This window comes from Paraburkholderia phymatum STM815, from assembly GCF_000020045.1.
In the GTDB taxonomy this organism is placed as follows: Bacteria; Pseudomonadota; Gammaproteobacteria; order Burkholderiales; family Burkholderiaceae; genus Paraburkholderia; species Paraburkholderia phymatum.
Window position 1 is genome coordinate 2,940,743 of sequence record NC_010622.1, and the last position, 14,469, is coordinate 2,955,211.

14 protein-coding genes are annotated in these 14,469 nt (G+C 63.8%); 4 read left to right on the forward strand and 10 right to left on the reverse strand.

From position 1 onward, the window contains the following. Positions 1-6: 6 nt before the first annotated feature. The 3 genes from BPHY_RS13200 to BPHY_RS13210 form a co-directional block, all read right to left on the reverse strand. Positions 7-567, reverse strand: coding sequence for a barstar family protein (locus tag BPHY_RS13200; protein WP_012401976.1), 561 nt, complete (start codon positions 565-567; stop codon positions 7-9). Between the two features lie 16 nt (positions 568-583). Beyond that, on the reverse strand, positions 584-985 hold the full coding sequence (locus tag BPHY_RS13205; RefSeq protein WP_012401977.1) for a ribonuclease: 402 nt from the start codon (positions 983-985) through the stop codon (positions 584-586). A gap of 380 nt (positions 986-1,365) precedes the next feature. Continuing rightward, complete coding sequence (locus BPHY_RS13210; RefSeq protein WP_012401978.1) at positions 1,366-3,660, reverse strand: NADP-dependent malic enzyme; 2,295 nt, start codon at positions 3,658-3,660, stop codon at positions 1,366-1,368. Between the two features lie 251 nt (positions 3,661-3,911). Here BPHY_RS13210 and thiL point away from each other — a divergent pair, with 251 nt between their 5' ends. From thiL to BPHY_RS13230, 4 genes are read left to right on the forward strand one after another with little or no spacing between them, the layout of a single operon-like run. Further along, complete coding sequence (gene thiL, locus BPHY_RS13215) at positions 3,912-4,907, forward strand: thiamine-phosphate kinase (protein ID WP_012401979.1); 996 nt, start codon at positions 3,912-3,914, stop codon at positions 4,905-4,907. Beyond that, complete coding sequence (locus BPHY_RS13220; protein WP_012401980.1) at positions 4,897-5,538, forward strand: phosphatidylglycerophosphatase A family protein; 642 nt, start codon at positions 4,897-4,899, stop codon at positions 5,536-5,538. Before thiL ends, BPHY_RS13220 begins: the two co-directional genes overlap by 11 nt. A gap of 39 nt (positions 5,539-5,577) precedes the next feature. Next, positions 5,578-6,078: a CinA family protein gene (locus BPHY_RS13225; RefSeq protein WP_012401981.1), complete on the forward strand. Its 501-nt coding sequence runs from the start codon at positions 5,578-5,580 to the stop codon at positions 6,076-6,078. A gap of 50 nt (positions 6,079-6,128) precedes the next feature. Continuing rightward, on the forward strand, positions 6,129-6,641 hold the full coding sequence (locus tag BPHY_RS13230) for a cupin domain-containing protein (RefSeq protein WP_012401982.1): 513 nt from the start codon (positions 6,129-6,131) through the stop codon (positions 6,639-6,641). 33 nt (positions 6,642-6,674) lie between these two features. Here BPHY_RS13230 and pyrF read toward each other — a convergent pair whose 3' ends face one another. From pyrF to BPHY_RS13265, 7 genes are all read right to left on the reverse strand, one after another. Then, positions 6,675-7,490, reverse strand: coding sequence for an orotidine-5'-phosphate decarboxylase (gene pyrF, locus BPHY_RS13235; RefSeq protein WP_012401983.1), 816 nt, complete (start codon positions 7,488-7,490; stop codon positions 6,675-6,677). 123 nt (positions 7,491-7,613) lie between these two features. Then, complete coding sequence (locus BPHY_RS13240) at positions 7,614-8,672, reverse strand: aldose 1-epimerase (protein WP_012401984.1); 1,059 nt, start codon at positions 8,670-8,672, stop codon at positions 7,614-7,616. Positions 8,673-8,876: 204 nt separating this feature from the next. Continuing rightward, a complete protein-coding gene (locus BPHY_RS13245) occupies positions 8,877-9,806 on the reverse strand; it encodes an SMP-30/gluconolactonase/LRE family protein (protein WP_012401985.1) in 930 nt (309 codons plus the stop codon). After that, positions 9,803-10,603, reverse strand: a complete 801-nt coding sequence (locus BPHY_RS13250) for an SDR family NAD(P)-dependent oxidoreductase (protein WP_012401986.1) — start codon at positions 10,601-10,603, stop codon at positions 9,803-9,805. The genes BPHY_RS13245 and BPHY_RS13250 overlap by 4 nt, the downstream gene beginning before the upstream one ends. Positions 10,604-10,654: 51 nt before the next feature. Then, positions 10,655-11,671, reverse strand: coding sequence for an L-arabinose ABC transporter permease AraH (araH, locus tag BPHY_RS13255; protein ID WP_012401987.1), 1,017 nt, complete (start codon positions 11,669-11,671; stop codon positions 10,655-10,657). Between the two features lie 97 nt (positions 11,672-11,768). Beyond that, on the reverse strand, positions 11,769-13,283 hold the full coding sequence (gene araG / locus BPHY_RS13260; RefSeq protein ID WP_012401988.1) for an L-arabinose ABC transporter ATP-binding protein AraG: 1,515 nt from the start codon (positions 13,281-13,283) through the stop codon (positions 11,769-11,771). A gap of 83 nt (positions 13,284-13,366) precedes the next feature. After that, positions 13,367-14,365 (reverse strand): arabinose ABC transporter substrate-binding protein, encoded by a 999-nt coding sequence (locus BPHY_RS13265; RefSeq protein ID WP_012401989.1) that lies wholly within the window; start codon positions 14,363-14,365, stop codon positions 13,367-13,369. Between the last annotated feature and the right edge of the window lie 104 nt (positions 14,366-14,469).

The window sequence follows — 14,469 nt, forward strand, 5'->3', positions numbered from 1 at the left end:
AACAACTCAGGCAAACGAGTAAAACACCCGGAACGCCACCTTGCGTTCGGCCCAGAATTCCGCCGCTTCGCGGAAGACGTCGAGCAGCGTCTCGCGCGCTTCCTTGTCGAACTTGATTGCGATGGGGAGCGCCTCGAGAACGATGACGAAACCGGGCTGCGACCCTGCCTTGTGTACGAGGTCGGTCAGTGAGTCATACAGCGCGTCGTAGTTCTTGCCGAAATGCTTCGGAAACAGGAACGACGTCGCGATAGTCTCCATGACCTCCTGCTTGGACTGGGCATTGCCGACAAACGCATAGAGAAAATGCTGACCGAGCCGATTAGCTTCGTCGGCGAGATCCTGCACGCGGAATGCGCGGATCGACTGCACGATGTTCGGTCGTACGGTCTGGAAAAGACTCATGCGCTCCTCTTCCGATGAAAGGCCCGTACTGGCTTCGTTCTGGACGTCACGGGCCTGGCCGGCATCGCGCATCTGCATGACGCGCTGAAACATATTGCCGTCGCCGGCCGCGAAAAAATCCGTCGCGACTTTCGAGTCGTGCGCGTAGACGTTGTCGCTCATGCCGATTATCCCGATGTCATTCAATGATGCGATTAAAACTGGCGTAGTGGTCGTCTGAGTAATAACAATTGCTGGTCCGCCTCAGCGGCCCTCCACAGACTATGCGGCGTGCGCCGCGATCGCGGGCGCCTGGCGTGGGAACGGTGTATTCGTGGTAATAGCCGCGCCGGTGCGACGGCAGCAACCGTTCACGATTGCCGAATACGACGCCGTCCTTCTCATACGGGTAAGGCCCGCCGGCTGCAATCAAGTTCAATGTACTGACGGCTTCGGGCGGCAATTGCGCCGCCGCGATGGTGCCTCCGCCCTGTCCCTCTTGCGCTTCCCGAGCCCAGGCGCCTGACGAAAAACCGCCGACAAGACCGCCGACCGTCAAGGCGGCGATCAGCACGCCGTCGCGGAGCCACTTGCGTGCCATGAATCAGGATTCCCGCTGTTGACTAACGAGTTTGACGACCATGAAAGTCGTAAGCGTATCGCTAATGTCCTTTGGAATCAATGTTCATTAGTCGGACAAAAGGCCCTCCAAGCGAAACCGGCCAGGCGTCCGCATCAGTTTTGACACTTCTTGACAGAGAATTTATCCTGAGGGAGATAAACTTATCGTCGAGGTTCGACGCTGGACGACTTTCATGCCTCGTCGTCCGGACAGTCCGAAAAGCGGAGCCTGTCGCGTGTCGGCCTTTTTGCGGGATGGCTAATCCCCAGCCATTGCTCGAAGGCGTGCCCATTGCGGGCACGCCTTTTTTTTGCCCGCGCGAACTGGAATTCACCGACTCGCGCAGAGAAAGGGACAGCTTAACGCGACGCGTTGACGTCTGCCACCAGCAGCGCCGTCATGTTGACGATCCGGCGAACCGTTGCCGACGGGGTCAGCACGTGCACGGGCTTGGCCGCGCCGAGCAGGATCGGCCCGATAGCGATGTTGTTGCCCGCCGCCGTCTTCAGCAGGTTGTACGAGATGTTCGCGGCGTCGATATTGGGCAGCACCAGCAGGTTCGCGTCGCCTTCCAGCGTCGACTCGGCCAGAATTTCCTTGCGCAGGTTCGCGTCGAGCGCGAGGTCGCCGTGCATTTCGCCGTCCACCTGCAGATGCGGCGCGCGCTCCTGCAGCAGCGCCAGCACGTCGCGCATCTTCTGCGCGGACGGCGCATTGCTCGTGCCAAAGTTCGAATGCGACAGCAGCGCGATCTTCGGCTCGATGCCGAAACGGCGCACTTCCTCCGCCGCCATGATCGTGATTTCCGCGAGTTCTTCGGCCGTCGGATCGACGTTCACGTGGGTATCGACGAGAAAAATCTGGCGATTCGGCAGCACGAGCGCATTCATCGCCGCGTAGACCTTGGCGCCGTCCTTCTTGCCGATCACCTGGTCGATGAAGTGCAAGTGGCGATGGGTCGTGCTGACCGTGCCGCAGATCATGCCGTCGGCGTGCCCCTTCGTGACCAGCATCGAGCCGATCAGCGTCGTACGGCGGCGCATTTCCAGCTTCGCCATCTGCTCGGTGAAGCCCTTGCGACACATCATCTTGTGGTACGTCTGCCAGAAGTCACGATAACGCTCGTCGTGGTCCGTGTTGACGATCGTGTAGTCCTGGCCGTTCACCAGACGCAGCCCGAACTTCGCGATGCGCTGCTCGATCACGGCCGGACGGCCGATCAGGATCGGCTTCGCGAGCTTTTCGTCGACCACGATCTGCACCGCGCGCAGCACGCGCTCTTCCTCGCCTTCCGCAAACACGATGCGCTTCTTCTCCGGCTCGACGCCGCGCGCCAGCTGGAAGATCGGCTTCATCGTCGTGCCGCTGTGGTACACGAACTGCTGCAAATGCTGCTTGTACGCCTCCATGTCCTCGATCGGACGCGTCGCGACGCCCGAATCCATCGCCGCCTGCGCAACGGCGGGCGCGATCTGCACGATCAGGCGCGGATCGAAGGGCTTCGGAATCAGGTATTCCGGTCCGAACGACAGATCCTGAATGCCGTACGCCGTCGCGACGATGTCCGACTGCTCCTGACGCGCCAGTTCCGCGATCGCGTTGACCGCGGCGATTTCCATTTCCTTCGTAATGACGGTTGCGCCGACATCCAGCGCGCCACGGAAGATGAACGGGAAGCACAGGACGTTGTTGACCTGATTCGGGTAGTCGGTGCGACCCGTTGCCAGCACGGCATCCGGACGCACTTCGAGCGCCAGTTCCGGCAGGATTTCCGGCGTCGGATTGGCAAGCGCCAGGATCAGCGGCTTCCCGGCCATCTGCTTGACCATGTCCTGCTTGAGCACGCCGCCTGCCGAGAGGCCGAGGAACACGTCCGCGCCGTCCATCACTTCCGCCAGCGTGCGGGCGTCCGTCTCACGCGCAAAACGCTCCTTGTCCGGATCCATCAGTTCCGTGCGGCCCTTGTAGACCACGCCGGCCAGGTCCGTCACGTAGATGTTTTCGAGCGGCATGCCGAGGTCGACCAGCAGGTTCAGACACGCGAGCGACGCCGCGCCCGCGCCCGACGCCACCAGCTTCACTTCCTTGATGCTCTTGCCGACCACCTTCAGGCCGTTCGAGATCGCCGCCGCGACGACGATTGCCGTGCCGTGCTGGTCGTCGTGGAAGACGGGGATCTTCATGCGCTTGCGGCACTCGCGCTCGACGATAAAGCAGTCCGGCGCCTTGATATCTTCCAGGTTGATGCCGCCGAACGTCGGCTCCAGCGCGGCGATCACCTCGACCAGCTTGTGCGGGTCCGATTCGTTCAACTCGATGTCGAACACGTCGATGCCGGCGAACTTCTTGAACAGCACGGCCTTGCCTTCCATGACCGGCTTCGACGCGAGCGGCCCGATGTTGCCGAGACCGAGCACTGCCGTGCCGTTCGACACGACGCCGACCAGGTTGCTGCGCGCGGTGAAGCGCGCGGCATTCAGCGGATTCTCGACGATCGCCTCGCACGCGAACGCAACGCCCGGCGAGTACGCCAGTGCGAGGTCGCGCTGGTTGATCATCTGCTTCGTCGGGGCGATCGCGATCTTCCCGGGGGTCGGGAATTCGTGGTAATCGAGAGCGGCTTCACGGAGTTTGGTATTGACGGGCGTCGACATAAGCGGACTTGGAAGTGCGGATTAGAATAGATGTTCGACGGCATTGTAGCGCCAATCCCAAAAGTCGAAGCCTGCAATCCGGGTGCAGGTCCCGCGACCGAAACAGCGTGAAAGGAAAGCGTAGCCCGTGGACCCAAGCCGGCACGGCGACTGCGAGGCGCGCCTTTGACGTCGTGTTAGCTTCCATTGGCGCTTCTTGAGCGCATCCATCCACCCGCTTCGGCGGCCTTTCGCAGTCACATGCCTTGTTTATGCTTTCAGAGTTTTCGCTGATCGACCGTTTCTTTGCGCGCCGCGCGGCGGGGTCGACCTATCCGCAGCGCGCCGCGCTCGGCATCGGTGACGACTGCGCGCTGCTCGCCCCGCCCGCAGGCGAGATGCTCGCGATTTCGACGGACATGCTTGTCGCAGGCCGCCATTTCTTTCCGGATGTCGATCCCAAAGCGCTCGGCCACAAGGCGCTCGCCGTGAATCTGTCGGACCTCGCGGCGATGGGCGCCAAGCCGCAAGCCTTCACGCTGGCCTTCGCGCTGCCGGAAGCCGACGCGGACTGGCTCGCCGCGTTCAGCGACGGTCTGTTCGAACTCGCCGAGCGCCACGGGTGCGAACTCGTCGGTGGTGACACCACGAGCGGCCCGCTCAATCTGTGCCTCACGGTGTTCGGCTCGGTGCCGCCGCAAACGGCGCTGCGCCGCGACGCCGCGCAACCCGGCGACGATATCTGGATTTCAGGAACGCTCGGCGACGCGCGTGCAAGCCTCGGCGTGCAACGCAACGAGTGGTCCGTCGATGCCAGCGATGCTGCGACATTGCGCCGCGCCATGAATCTGCCCGAACCGCGGGTCGCGCTGGGCCTTGCGTTGCGTGGGGTCGCGCGCGCCGCGCTCGATATTTCGGACGGCCTTGCGGGCGACCTGATGCACATCCTCGAACGATCTCAGTTGAATGCGACCGTCGACGCCGACGCTTTGCCGCGCTCGGACGCGCTGCGCCGCCTTCCCGCCGATATCCAGCGGCGCTGCACGATCGCGGGCGGCGACGACTACGAGTTGTGCTTCACCGCGCCGCCTTCCTCACGCGACGCAGTCGTTGCGGCAGGTCAACAGGCGCGTGTGCCCGTGACGCGCGTCGGTACAATAACGACGCTCGATGCGGCGGGCGCCGCGCCCGCGATCTCGTGGCGCGACGCGTCCGGCGCTCCCCTCACTCTGACATTGCAAGGCTTCGATCATTTCCATGCAGAATGAATCCTCGCTTGGCCCGGCGGGCAGTTTCTCCGACGCGCCAACGGGCGAACCGCCCCGCCCCGCGGGCGCGTCGCCTTCCGGCGTGCCGGACGGCGCAGGTGAAGCTGGCCCGAACGGCGCGCCGCGCGGCCAGCCGCGCGCGCCGCGGCCGCGCCGCGCGACTGCGCGCTTCATGCTGTCACACCCGTTGCATATCTTGTCGCTGGGATTCGGCAGCGGCCTTTCGCCCGTCGCGCCCGGCACGGTCGGGACTTTGTTCGCGTGGGCATCGTTCGCTGCGTTCAGCGCCCAGCTGACCGTCATCGAATGGGGCATCCTGATCGTCGTTGGCTTCGTCGCCGGCATCGGCATCTGCGGCTTCACCGCGAACCGGCTCGGCATCGACGACCCGTCGCCCGTCGTGTGGGACGAGATCGTCGCGTTCTGGCTCGTGCTGCTGATAGTGACGCCCGCGAGCTTTACGGGGCAACTTTGGGCGTTCATCGTGTTCCGCTTCTTCGACATGGTGAAACCGCCGCCTATCCGTTATTTCGACCGCAGACTGAAAGGCGGCTTTGGCATCATGTTCGATGACATCGTCGCGGCGTTTTTCACGTTGCTCGTGATTGCGCTCTGGCGGATGTCGCTCTGATCATTCGCAGCGTCTTTCTTACCCGAGTCCAAGTCCAGCATGGCTACCGATTCCGTCGTCCACCAACTCGCCATTCGCGTCGGCAATCGTCTGCGGGACGAGCGGCTGATGCTCGCCACGGCTGAATCCTGTACGGGCGGCATGGTCGCGACGGCGATCACCGACATTTCGGGCAGCAGCGGATGGTTCGAGCGCGGCTTCGTCACCTACTCGAATCAGGCGAAGATCGAGATGATCGGCGTCCCGTCCGATCTGATCGACAGGCACGGCGCCGTGTCCGAACCTGTCGCGCGGGCGATGGTCGAAGGGGCGCTGCGCAATTCCCGCGCTCAGGTCGCGCTGTCGATCACGGGCGTCGCCGGTCCGGGCGGCGGCACGGAGACGAAACCCGTCGGCATGGTGTGTTTCGGATGGAGCAACCGCCTGCATACGGTCGTCGAAACGCTCGTGTTCAAGGGCGACCGCGAGCGGGTGCGCGTGCAGGCGGCGACACATGCATTGCGCGGGCTGCTGACCCTGCTCGACGAACGCGAGCGCTGACTTCTTCCGCCGTGGACGGCGGCAGCCGTTCTCGATGACAGCAGGAAATCATGTCTCGACATATCGACCGCGATGAACTGATCCGCCGCTTCGACCTTCAGCCGCATCCCGAAGGCGGCTTTTTCCGCGAAACGTATCGCTCCGCCCATCCTGTTCACCGCGCTCGCTCAGCAGATAAACGCTCGGCGTCGACGGCGATCTACTACCTGCTCTGCGACGGCGCACACTCCGCGTGGCATCGCATCCAATCCGACGAAGTCTGGCATTTCTACGCCGGCGATCCGCTCAACGTCTACGTACTCGAAGACGGCGGCGCGCTCACCGTGCACCGTCTCGGCAACTCGCTCGAACAGGCCGACTGCGTGTTTCAGGCCGTCGTATCGTCCGGCCGCTGGTTCGCCGCGCAATGCGACGACGCCGCGAGCGTGGCGCTCGTCGGCTGCACGGTCGCGCCAGGATTCGAGTTCAGCGAGTTTGAAATGGCGAATGTAGATGCGCTGCTGCGCGACTATCCGCAACAGCGGGAACTGATAATCAGCCTCGGGCCGGCCGTCACGCGCTAGACGGGACCGGCTCGTGACGCAACGAGCCGCGTTTCAGAGAAACGCGTTGATGCGCTCGCGCGTATCTTTCGCGGCCTGCGCTGCGGCTTCGACCCAGTCGTCGCCTTTGCCCGCATAGAGAATCGCACGCGAAGAGTTGATCAGCATTCCCGTGCCTGCGGCCGTGCGGCCCGCCTTCACCGTCGCTTCGACATCGCCGCCTTGCGCGCCGATGCCCGGAATCAGCAGCGGCATGTCGCCGACGATGCTGCGCACCACTTCGATTTCCTTCGGGAAAGTCGCGCCGACCACGAGGCCCAGTTGACCCTTCGCATTCCACTTCTCCGCCGCGAGCCGCGCGACCGTCTGATACAGCGGACGGCCAGCCGTTTCGAGGAACTGCAGGTCGGAACCGCCGGGGTTCGACGTGCGGCACAACACGATCACGCCTTTGCCCTCGTGCTCAAGGTACGGCTCGATCGAATCAAACCCCATATACGGATTCACCGTGACGGCGTCCGCGCGATACCGGTCGAACGCTTCGCGTGCGTACTGCTCAGCCGTGCTGCCGATGTCACCGCGTTTCGCATCCAGAATCACGGGGAGGCCCGGATGCTTCAGATGAATGTGCGCGATCAGCTGCTCGAGTTGCTCCTCGGCGCGATGCGCAGCGAAATACGCGATCTGCGGCTTGAACGACGACGCGTACGGCGCGGTTGCATCGACGATCTTCTTGCAAAAATCGAAGATCGCGTCCGAACGGTTGGCGTACGCGCCGGGAAACTTCGACGGCTCGGGATCGAGGCCGACGCACAGCAGCGAGTTCGTCGTGTGCCATGCGTGGTCGAGCGTCTGGATGAATGTGGACATAGAAAATCTCGCGGCGCGCGGGTAACGGATAAGCCGCGTATTTTACCCGCGCCGCCGGATGCGAGCCCCATCCGCCATCTTCCCGTTCACGACTGCACGCGCCCCTGTCGCCCCTGAACGTGCTTACCCGCGCTTCGCCCCGCGTCCGCCCGCCACCGCACGCAGCCCGGTGCGTTCGACCGCGAAGCTGAACGAGCGCACGAGCCGCTCGCCGCGGCCGAGCAACGTCATGCCGTTGGCAGCCGCGCCGCCCGGCAGGTTCATCGCGTTGATCGGATGATCGACGGGTTCGAAGCAGAAAAAGTCCTTCGAAGCCGGCGTATAGAGAATGTAGTACTCGGTGTTCGACGACACCGTCAGCGACAGACGGCGCTTCGGCCAGACGACCGTCGCATGGCCGCTCCAGCCGGTGAACGCGTGATTGACCACCGGCCGGGGCAACGGATACGCGACGCCGAATTGCCACGCGGGCGGGACGGGCACATGGCGCACGGGCAGCCAGTCGTCGCCGGATAGCCACAGCCCTGCTGCCGCCGCCGACAACTGCGTATCGGCGTCGCGCACGAAAAACGGATGCACGCCGAGTCCGAACGGCATCGCGTCGCGCCCGGTGTTTTCCACCTCGAGCGTAATGACGAGCGTCGAGCCTTCCAGCGCATAGGTCTGCGTCGCGCGATACGCGTACGGTTTGCCGTCGCGCCGGTCGAGCGTCAGCGTGACGCTCTCCTGATCGGCCGCCGCGACATCCCAGCGGGCGAGCCAGCCGTCGCCGTGGATCGGCAGCGGCTCGCCCGCACGGTTGCACGGCACGTCGATCACGCGCTCGCCCAGTTTGAATTGCCCGCCGCCGATCCGGTTCGAATACGGCAGCAGCGAATAGCAGGCGAGATCGTTCGCGTCCGTGTCTGCATCGACATGACGGCAGCGCCTGAACACGGGCACGAGCGTGCCCTCGTTGCGGAAGTCGAAGCGCGTGACGCCACCACCCAGCGACGGCGCCACATCGAGCCGCAGCAGCGAATTGGCGAGCGTCACGCACGCCACGTCGCCGGCGGCGCCCGCACCGACCGCGACTGCGGACGTGCTCGGCCCTGCCAGCACGGGCTGTACGGCGGCCGCGAGCCGGGCGCGGCGCGCGCGGGACTGCGGAGAAGTCGGAACAGCGGAATTCGCGACAGTCATATCAAACTCCCACGAGAGGCATCGGACAGCGTGATCGGCGCACCGGAGAACGGATGGCTGCTTGTGCGGGCGGCGCGTCGTAGCGGCCGCCTCATGAATCTTTGCTGCACGCCATGCCCCTGCAGACTTGCTTCGGGGCCTGACCTGCCCTGCGTTGGATACGTGGAAACGTTGCGGGTTCGATGGCGTCGGGTTCGATGGCGTTTATACCGCCCGTTTCGCGTTGAGCGCAACCGGCGAACCCTTGAACAACGGTTCCGGCAAGCCGCGCCGTCCCTGCGTGGCGACATATACGCCGCCCGCGTGCGGGTCGCCTGCCAGAGCCTGTGCTTCCAGCCCGACACGCGCGCTCGTCACGTACAACGTACCGAGTTGCGCGCCACCAAGCGCGACGCAGCTGGGCTGCACGGTCGGCACGTCAACGCGCTCGGTCTCCACGCCGCTCGCGTCATAACGCACGACGCGCCGTCCGCCCCACTGCGCATTCCACAAGCCGCCCTCGCTGTCGACCGTCGAGCCGTCCGGCTCGCCCGTGCGGTCGGTCAGCTTCACGAACAGGCGTTCGTTGGTCACGCTGCCGTCCGCGTTGTAGTCGCACGCGCGGATTTCAAGCGTCGGCGAATCGCAGAAGTACATCGTCGCGCCGTCGGGACTGAACGCAATACTGTTCGAAATCGCCGGCGCCGGCAGCGGCAGGCGTTCGAGCGACAGATCGTGATTCAGCCGGTAAAACCCGCCGACCGGCTGCACGGGCGACGCTTCATCCTTCGTGCCGAACACGAAGCGCCCCTGACGATCGCAACGACCGTCGTTCACACGAGTATTCATGCCCGGCTCGACGTCGACGATGGCTTCGATCTGGCCCGTTGCAAGGTCGAAAAAAGCAAGCCGCGATGCAAGCCCGAGCAGCATGTAATGCGGGTCGGCGCACAGCGCGAAGGTCGAGAGCCGCTCCGGCATGCGCCAGAACGTGCTGCTGCCGTCGCGCGGGTCGTATCGCCAGAGCCTCGCGCCTTCGATATCCGTCCAGAAGAAGAGGCCGCTGCGCGCGTCCCACGTTGCGCCTTCACCCAGCGTGCATTTCGAATCGACGAGCAGCGCCGCCTGAACGTTGGGGTTGATCGTATTGCTCATGCCCAGCCCCCGTCGACGATGATGTCCTGCGCGGTGATCATGCGGCTGTCGTCGGCCGCGAGGAAGAGCGCCATGCGCGCAAGGTCGTCGGGCATCAGTTCGGCGTCGATGCACTGGCCCTGCCTGATCGCGAGGCGTCCGGCGTCGTCGAGCCACAGACGCTTCTGCTTGTCCGTCATCACCCAGCCGGGCACCAGCGAGTTTACGCGGATCCCGTAGTGGCCGAGATCGCGCGCGAGCCCGCGCGTGAGCCCCTGCACCGCCGACTTCGACAGCGTGTACACGGGATAGCCGCCGTTCTTCAGCATCCAGCTGATCGAGCCGAGATTGATGATCGAACCGCGCCGCGCCGCCTTCATGTCGTCCGCGACAGCCTGCGCCGCGAAAAACTGATGACGGATGTTGACGGCAATGCCCGCATCGAACGACTCGGGCGTCACCTCTTCGATCTTGTGACGCTGGTCGTTTGCCGCGTTGTTCACCAGCACGTCGATCGGACCGAGCGCCGCGCGCACGTCGGCGATCGCCTTGAGGAGTGCGTCGATGTCCGTCAGATCGACATACAGGAAGAGCGGCTTGTGACGCGAATCGCCGAGCTGGTCGGCGAGCGCGTCGCCCGGCGTTTCGTCGATGTCGAAGAACGCTACCCGCGCGCCCTGCGCGACGAAGTGCTCAACGAACGATGCGCCGATGCCCGTCGCGCCGCCCGTGATCAGCACCGTGCGGTCCACGAGGCTCGGATAGCGCGCATACGCGCTCTGTTCTTCACGCGCGTTCGCGTTGGCGGGAGACGACATCGTTCGATTTCCTTCTTCTGGCGTTGAGGGTTATGAAGAATCAGCCGCGCATCAGTCGCGCGAACCGCGGTTCTTCAGCTGGTCCAGCAGCACGGCCGCGAGCAGGATCGCGCCGCGCACGAGGTACTGATAGAACGCGTCGATGTTCATCAGGTTCATCACGTTTTCGACGGTGCCCATGATGAGCACACCGATCACGACGCCCGAAATCGTCGCGCGGCCGCCGAGCAGCGACACGCCGCCCAACACGCACGCCGAAATCACGTTCAGCTCGAAGCCTTCCGCTGCATTCGGCTGACCCGACGTGATGCGCGACGCGAGGATCACGCCCGCCAGCGCCGTCACCGCGCCCTGAATCAGGAAGATGTAGACGCGCGTGCGTTCGACATTGATCCCGGCGAGACGCGATGCTTCCGGATTGCCGCCGATCGCCAGCGTGTTGCGGCCGTACACCGTCGAGTTCAGCATTACGCCGAACACGATGAAGCAGACCAGCGTCACCCAGATGGGCAGCGACACGCCGAACATCGACAGACTGCCGAGCGCGATGAACGTGTCCGACGACACGCCCACGGCCTGACCGTGCGACACGATGAAGCCGAGGCCGCGCACGATTTCCATCGTCGCGAGCGTCGTGATCAGCGCGTTGATGCGCAGGTACGCGATCACCGCGCCGTTGACGAAACCGATCACGGAACCGGCCACGACTGCGGCGACGATCGCGATGAACGTGTTGCCCGTCGCGTTGAGCACCATCGCGCACAGCACGCCCGCGAAGGCGACCGTCGAGCCGATGGACAGGTCGAAGTCACGCGACGCGAGACAGAACATCATCGTGCACGCGACCATGCCGATCTGCGAAATCGACAGTGCGAGGCCGAGCATGTTCTCGATCGAGAAGAAGTGATCGACGGTCAGCGACATCGTGATGAACATCACCGCGAAGATCACGATCAGGCTGTATTCGGTGATCTGCTGCCACCACTTCTGCTTGTCGCTGGCTTGCGGGATCAGCGCTTCGGCGGCGCTCTTGGCAGCCTGTTGCGCGAGGTTTTCTCTGGCTTGCATTTGGTTTGCTCCTCCCGTTGCCCACGGGTTACAGGACCGTTGCGTGTCCCGTCAGTTACAGATGTCTTGCGGTTCTCGTTTCAATCGACCCGGACACTCACGCTGCTTGCGCCGTGGTCGAACTCTTAGGCAGCGCGAGGCTCAGCACGGATTGCTCCGTTGCGGCGCCGCGCGCCAGCTCGCCTGAAATACGCCCCTGGCGCATCACGACGATGCGGTCCGACACGCCCAGCACTTCCGGCAGTTCCGACGAAATCATCACGATTGCGCAGCCGCGCTCGGCCAGCTCGTAAATCACGTTGTAGATTTCGTGCTTCGCGCCGACGTCGATACCGCGCGTGGGTTCGTCGAGAATCACCACGCGCAGATCCGGCTCGGCCAGCCAGCGCGACAGAATCGCTTTCTGCTGGTTGCCGCCCGACAGGAAGCGGATCTTTTGCCGGCGGCTCGGCGTCTTGATTTTCAGCAGCTTGATGAAACGGTCGGCCGTCTCGGCTTCCTTCTTGCGGTCGAGGAACAGCCCCGCCTTCAGGAAATGGCGGCGGCAGCTGATATTGATGTTCTCCGCCACCGATGCGATCGCGACGATGCCTTCTTCCTTGCGGTCTTCGGGGCAAAGCACGATGCCCTGGCGGATCGCCTCGCCTGCACTCTTCACCTTGATCGGTTTGCCGTCGAGCACGAGCTCACCGCCCTTTTTCGGATCGTCGCCGTAGATCAGATGCATCAGTTCGCTGCGGCCCGCGCCCACCAGCCCGAAGAAACCGACGATCTCGCCGCGCCGCACTTCGAAGCTCGCGGGTTCCGTCAGCGGACCGCCTTCAATGCGCTTCGCCGAGAAGCGCACTTCGCCGAGTTCGCGCGGCCGGTAGCCGTAAATGTCCGAGATTTCGCGGCCGACCATTTCGCTGACGATCGTGTCGCGGCTCACGCCTTCCAGTGACGGATGCGACGCGACTTTGCGGCCGTCGCGGAAAATTGTGCACGCGTCGCACAGCTGATAGATCTCGTCCATCCGGTGCGAGATGTAGATCAGCGCGCGGTTGTCGGCGCGCAGATCGCGCACCAGCTTGAACAGCACTTCCGTCTCGCGGTGCGATAGCGAACTCGTCGGTTCGTCGAGTGCAATCACGCGAGCGTTGCGCATCAGCGCCTTGCAGATCTCGACCATCTGGCGCTGCGCGATCGACAGCTTGCGCAGCTTGGCGTTCGGATCGAGATCCACGCCCATCGCCGCGAGCTGTTCGCGCACGAAGCGCTTTGCATCGCCCTTCTTCACGAAACCGATCGTGTTCGGCAGGCGGCCGAGCAGCAGGTTCTCCGAAACCGTCAGGTCCGGCACGTACTGAAGTTCCTGGTGAATCACCGCGATGCCTGCAGCAATCGACGCGCCCGCATTCGCGAAGCGCACTTCGTTTTCGTCGATCAGCACGCGGCCGGAATCCGGCTGATATTCGCCGCCCAGAATCTTCAGCAGGGTCGATTTCCCCGCGCCGTTTTCGCCCATCAGGCCATGCACCTGGCCCGCGTGCACGTCGAAAGAGATTCCGTCGAGCGCACGCACGCCTGGAAACACCTTGCCGATATTGTCAAAACGCAGCGTCGCTGACACTTTGCCTCCTTCTCGTTCGTTACGTCTTTCACGGCGCGCGAACGCCGTTCTCAGCCTTCGCGCGCCCTGGCCTCACATGCCGCTTACTTCGATGCCAGGCCCATCTTTTCACGCACTTCGCCGACGTTGTCGCGCGTGGCCAGCATGCCCGTCGTCAGCGTGAGCTTCGGCGGCTCCTTGCCTTGCGTGATCCACGCGTACATCAGTTCAGACGTCTCTTCGCCGTGACGCTTCGGGCTGATGATCACGGTGCCGAAGAAGCCCGTCGGGTTCGGCTTCTTGAACTCGTTCAGCGCCGAGTCCGAGCCGCCGATGCCGATGCCGATCATGTTGTCGGCCTTGAAGCCGCGGCCTTCTGCTGCGCGCACCGCGCCGAGCACGGCTTCGTCGTTCAGGCCGTAGGCGATCCAGTGCTTGAAGTTCGGATTCTTCGTCAGCGCGATATTCGCTGCGTTGAACGCGTTTTCCGTGTCCGTCTTGGCTTGCGGCGCGGCGATCACGTTGGCCTTCGGGAAGCCGGCTGCAATCAGCGCGTCGGTGGCGCCCGACGTGCGGTCATGTGCCGTCGGCAGCTGTTCGTAGGTCACGTCGATCGCGCCGACGTCCTTCATGTCCCAGCCACGCTTCTTGATTTCCGCAGCCAGACCGTCGCCGACCTGCTTGCCGATGTTGTATGCCGAGATGCCCATGTGCGGCACCGATTCGATCGGCTTACCCGCGCCGTCGACGAGACGGTCGTCCACCGTCATCATTTTCAGATTGTCAGCCTTCGCCTTCGCGACGATGCCCGGCCCAAGCTTGACGTCCGGCGTACAGATCACGAAGCCCTGCGCCTTTTGTGCAGCGAGATTGTCGATCGCGCTCATGACCTTCTCGCCCGACGGCGCGCCGATCTTCACCAGCGTGAAGCCCTTGTCCTTCGCAGCCTGTTCGGCGAACTTCCACTCGTCCTGAAACCACGGCTCTTCGGGCTGCTTCACGAGGAAGCCGATCTTGACCGTGTCGGCGGCTTGCGCGACGGGCGCATTGAAAAGCACCGCGGTCGCCGCTGCTGCGAGCGTGAGGAAAATTCTGCGTTTCATGTTGCGTGTCTCCTGACTAATGAGTAACGAGAAGGTATTGGCCGCGTCTTCTTGTACCGCCATCGACACACGCGGCCAGCGCGTCAGGCGGCTCACACCGTCGC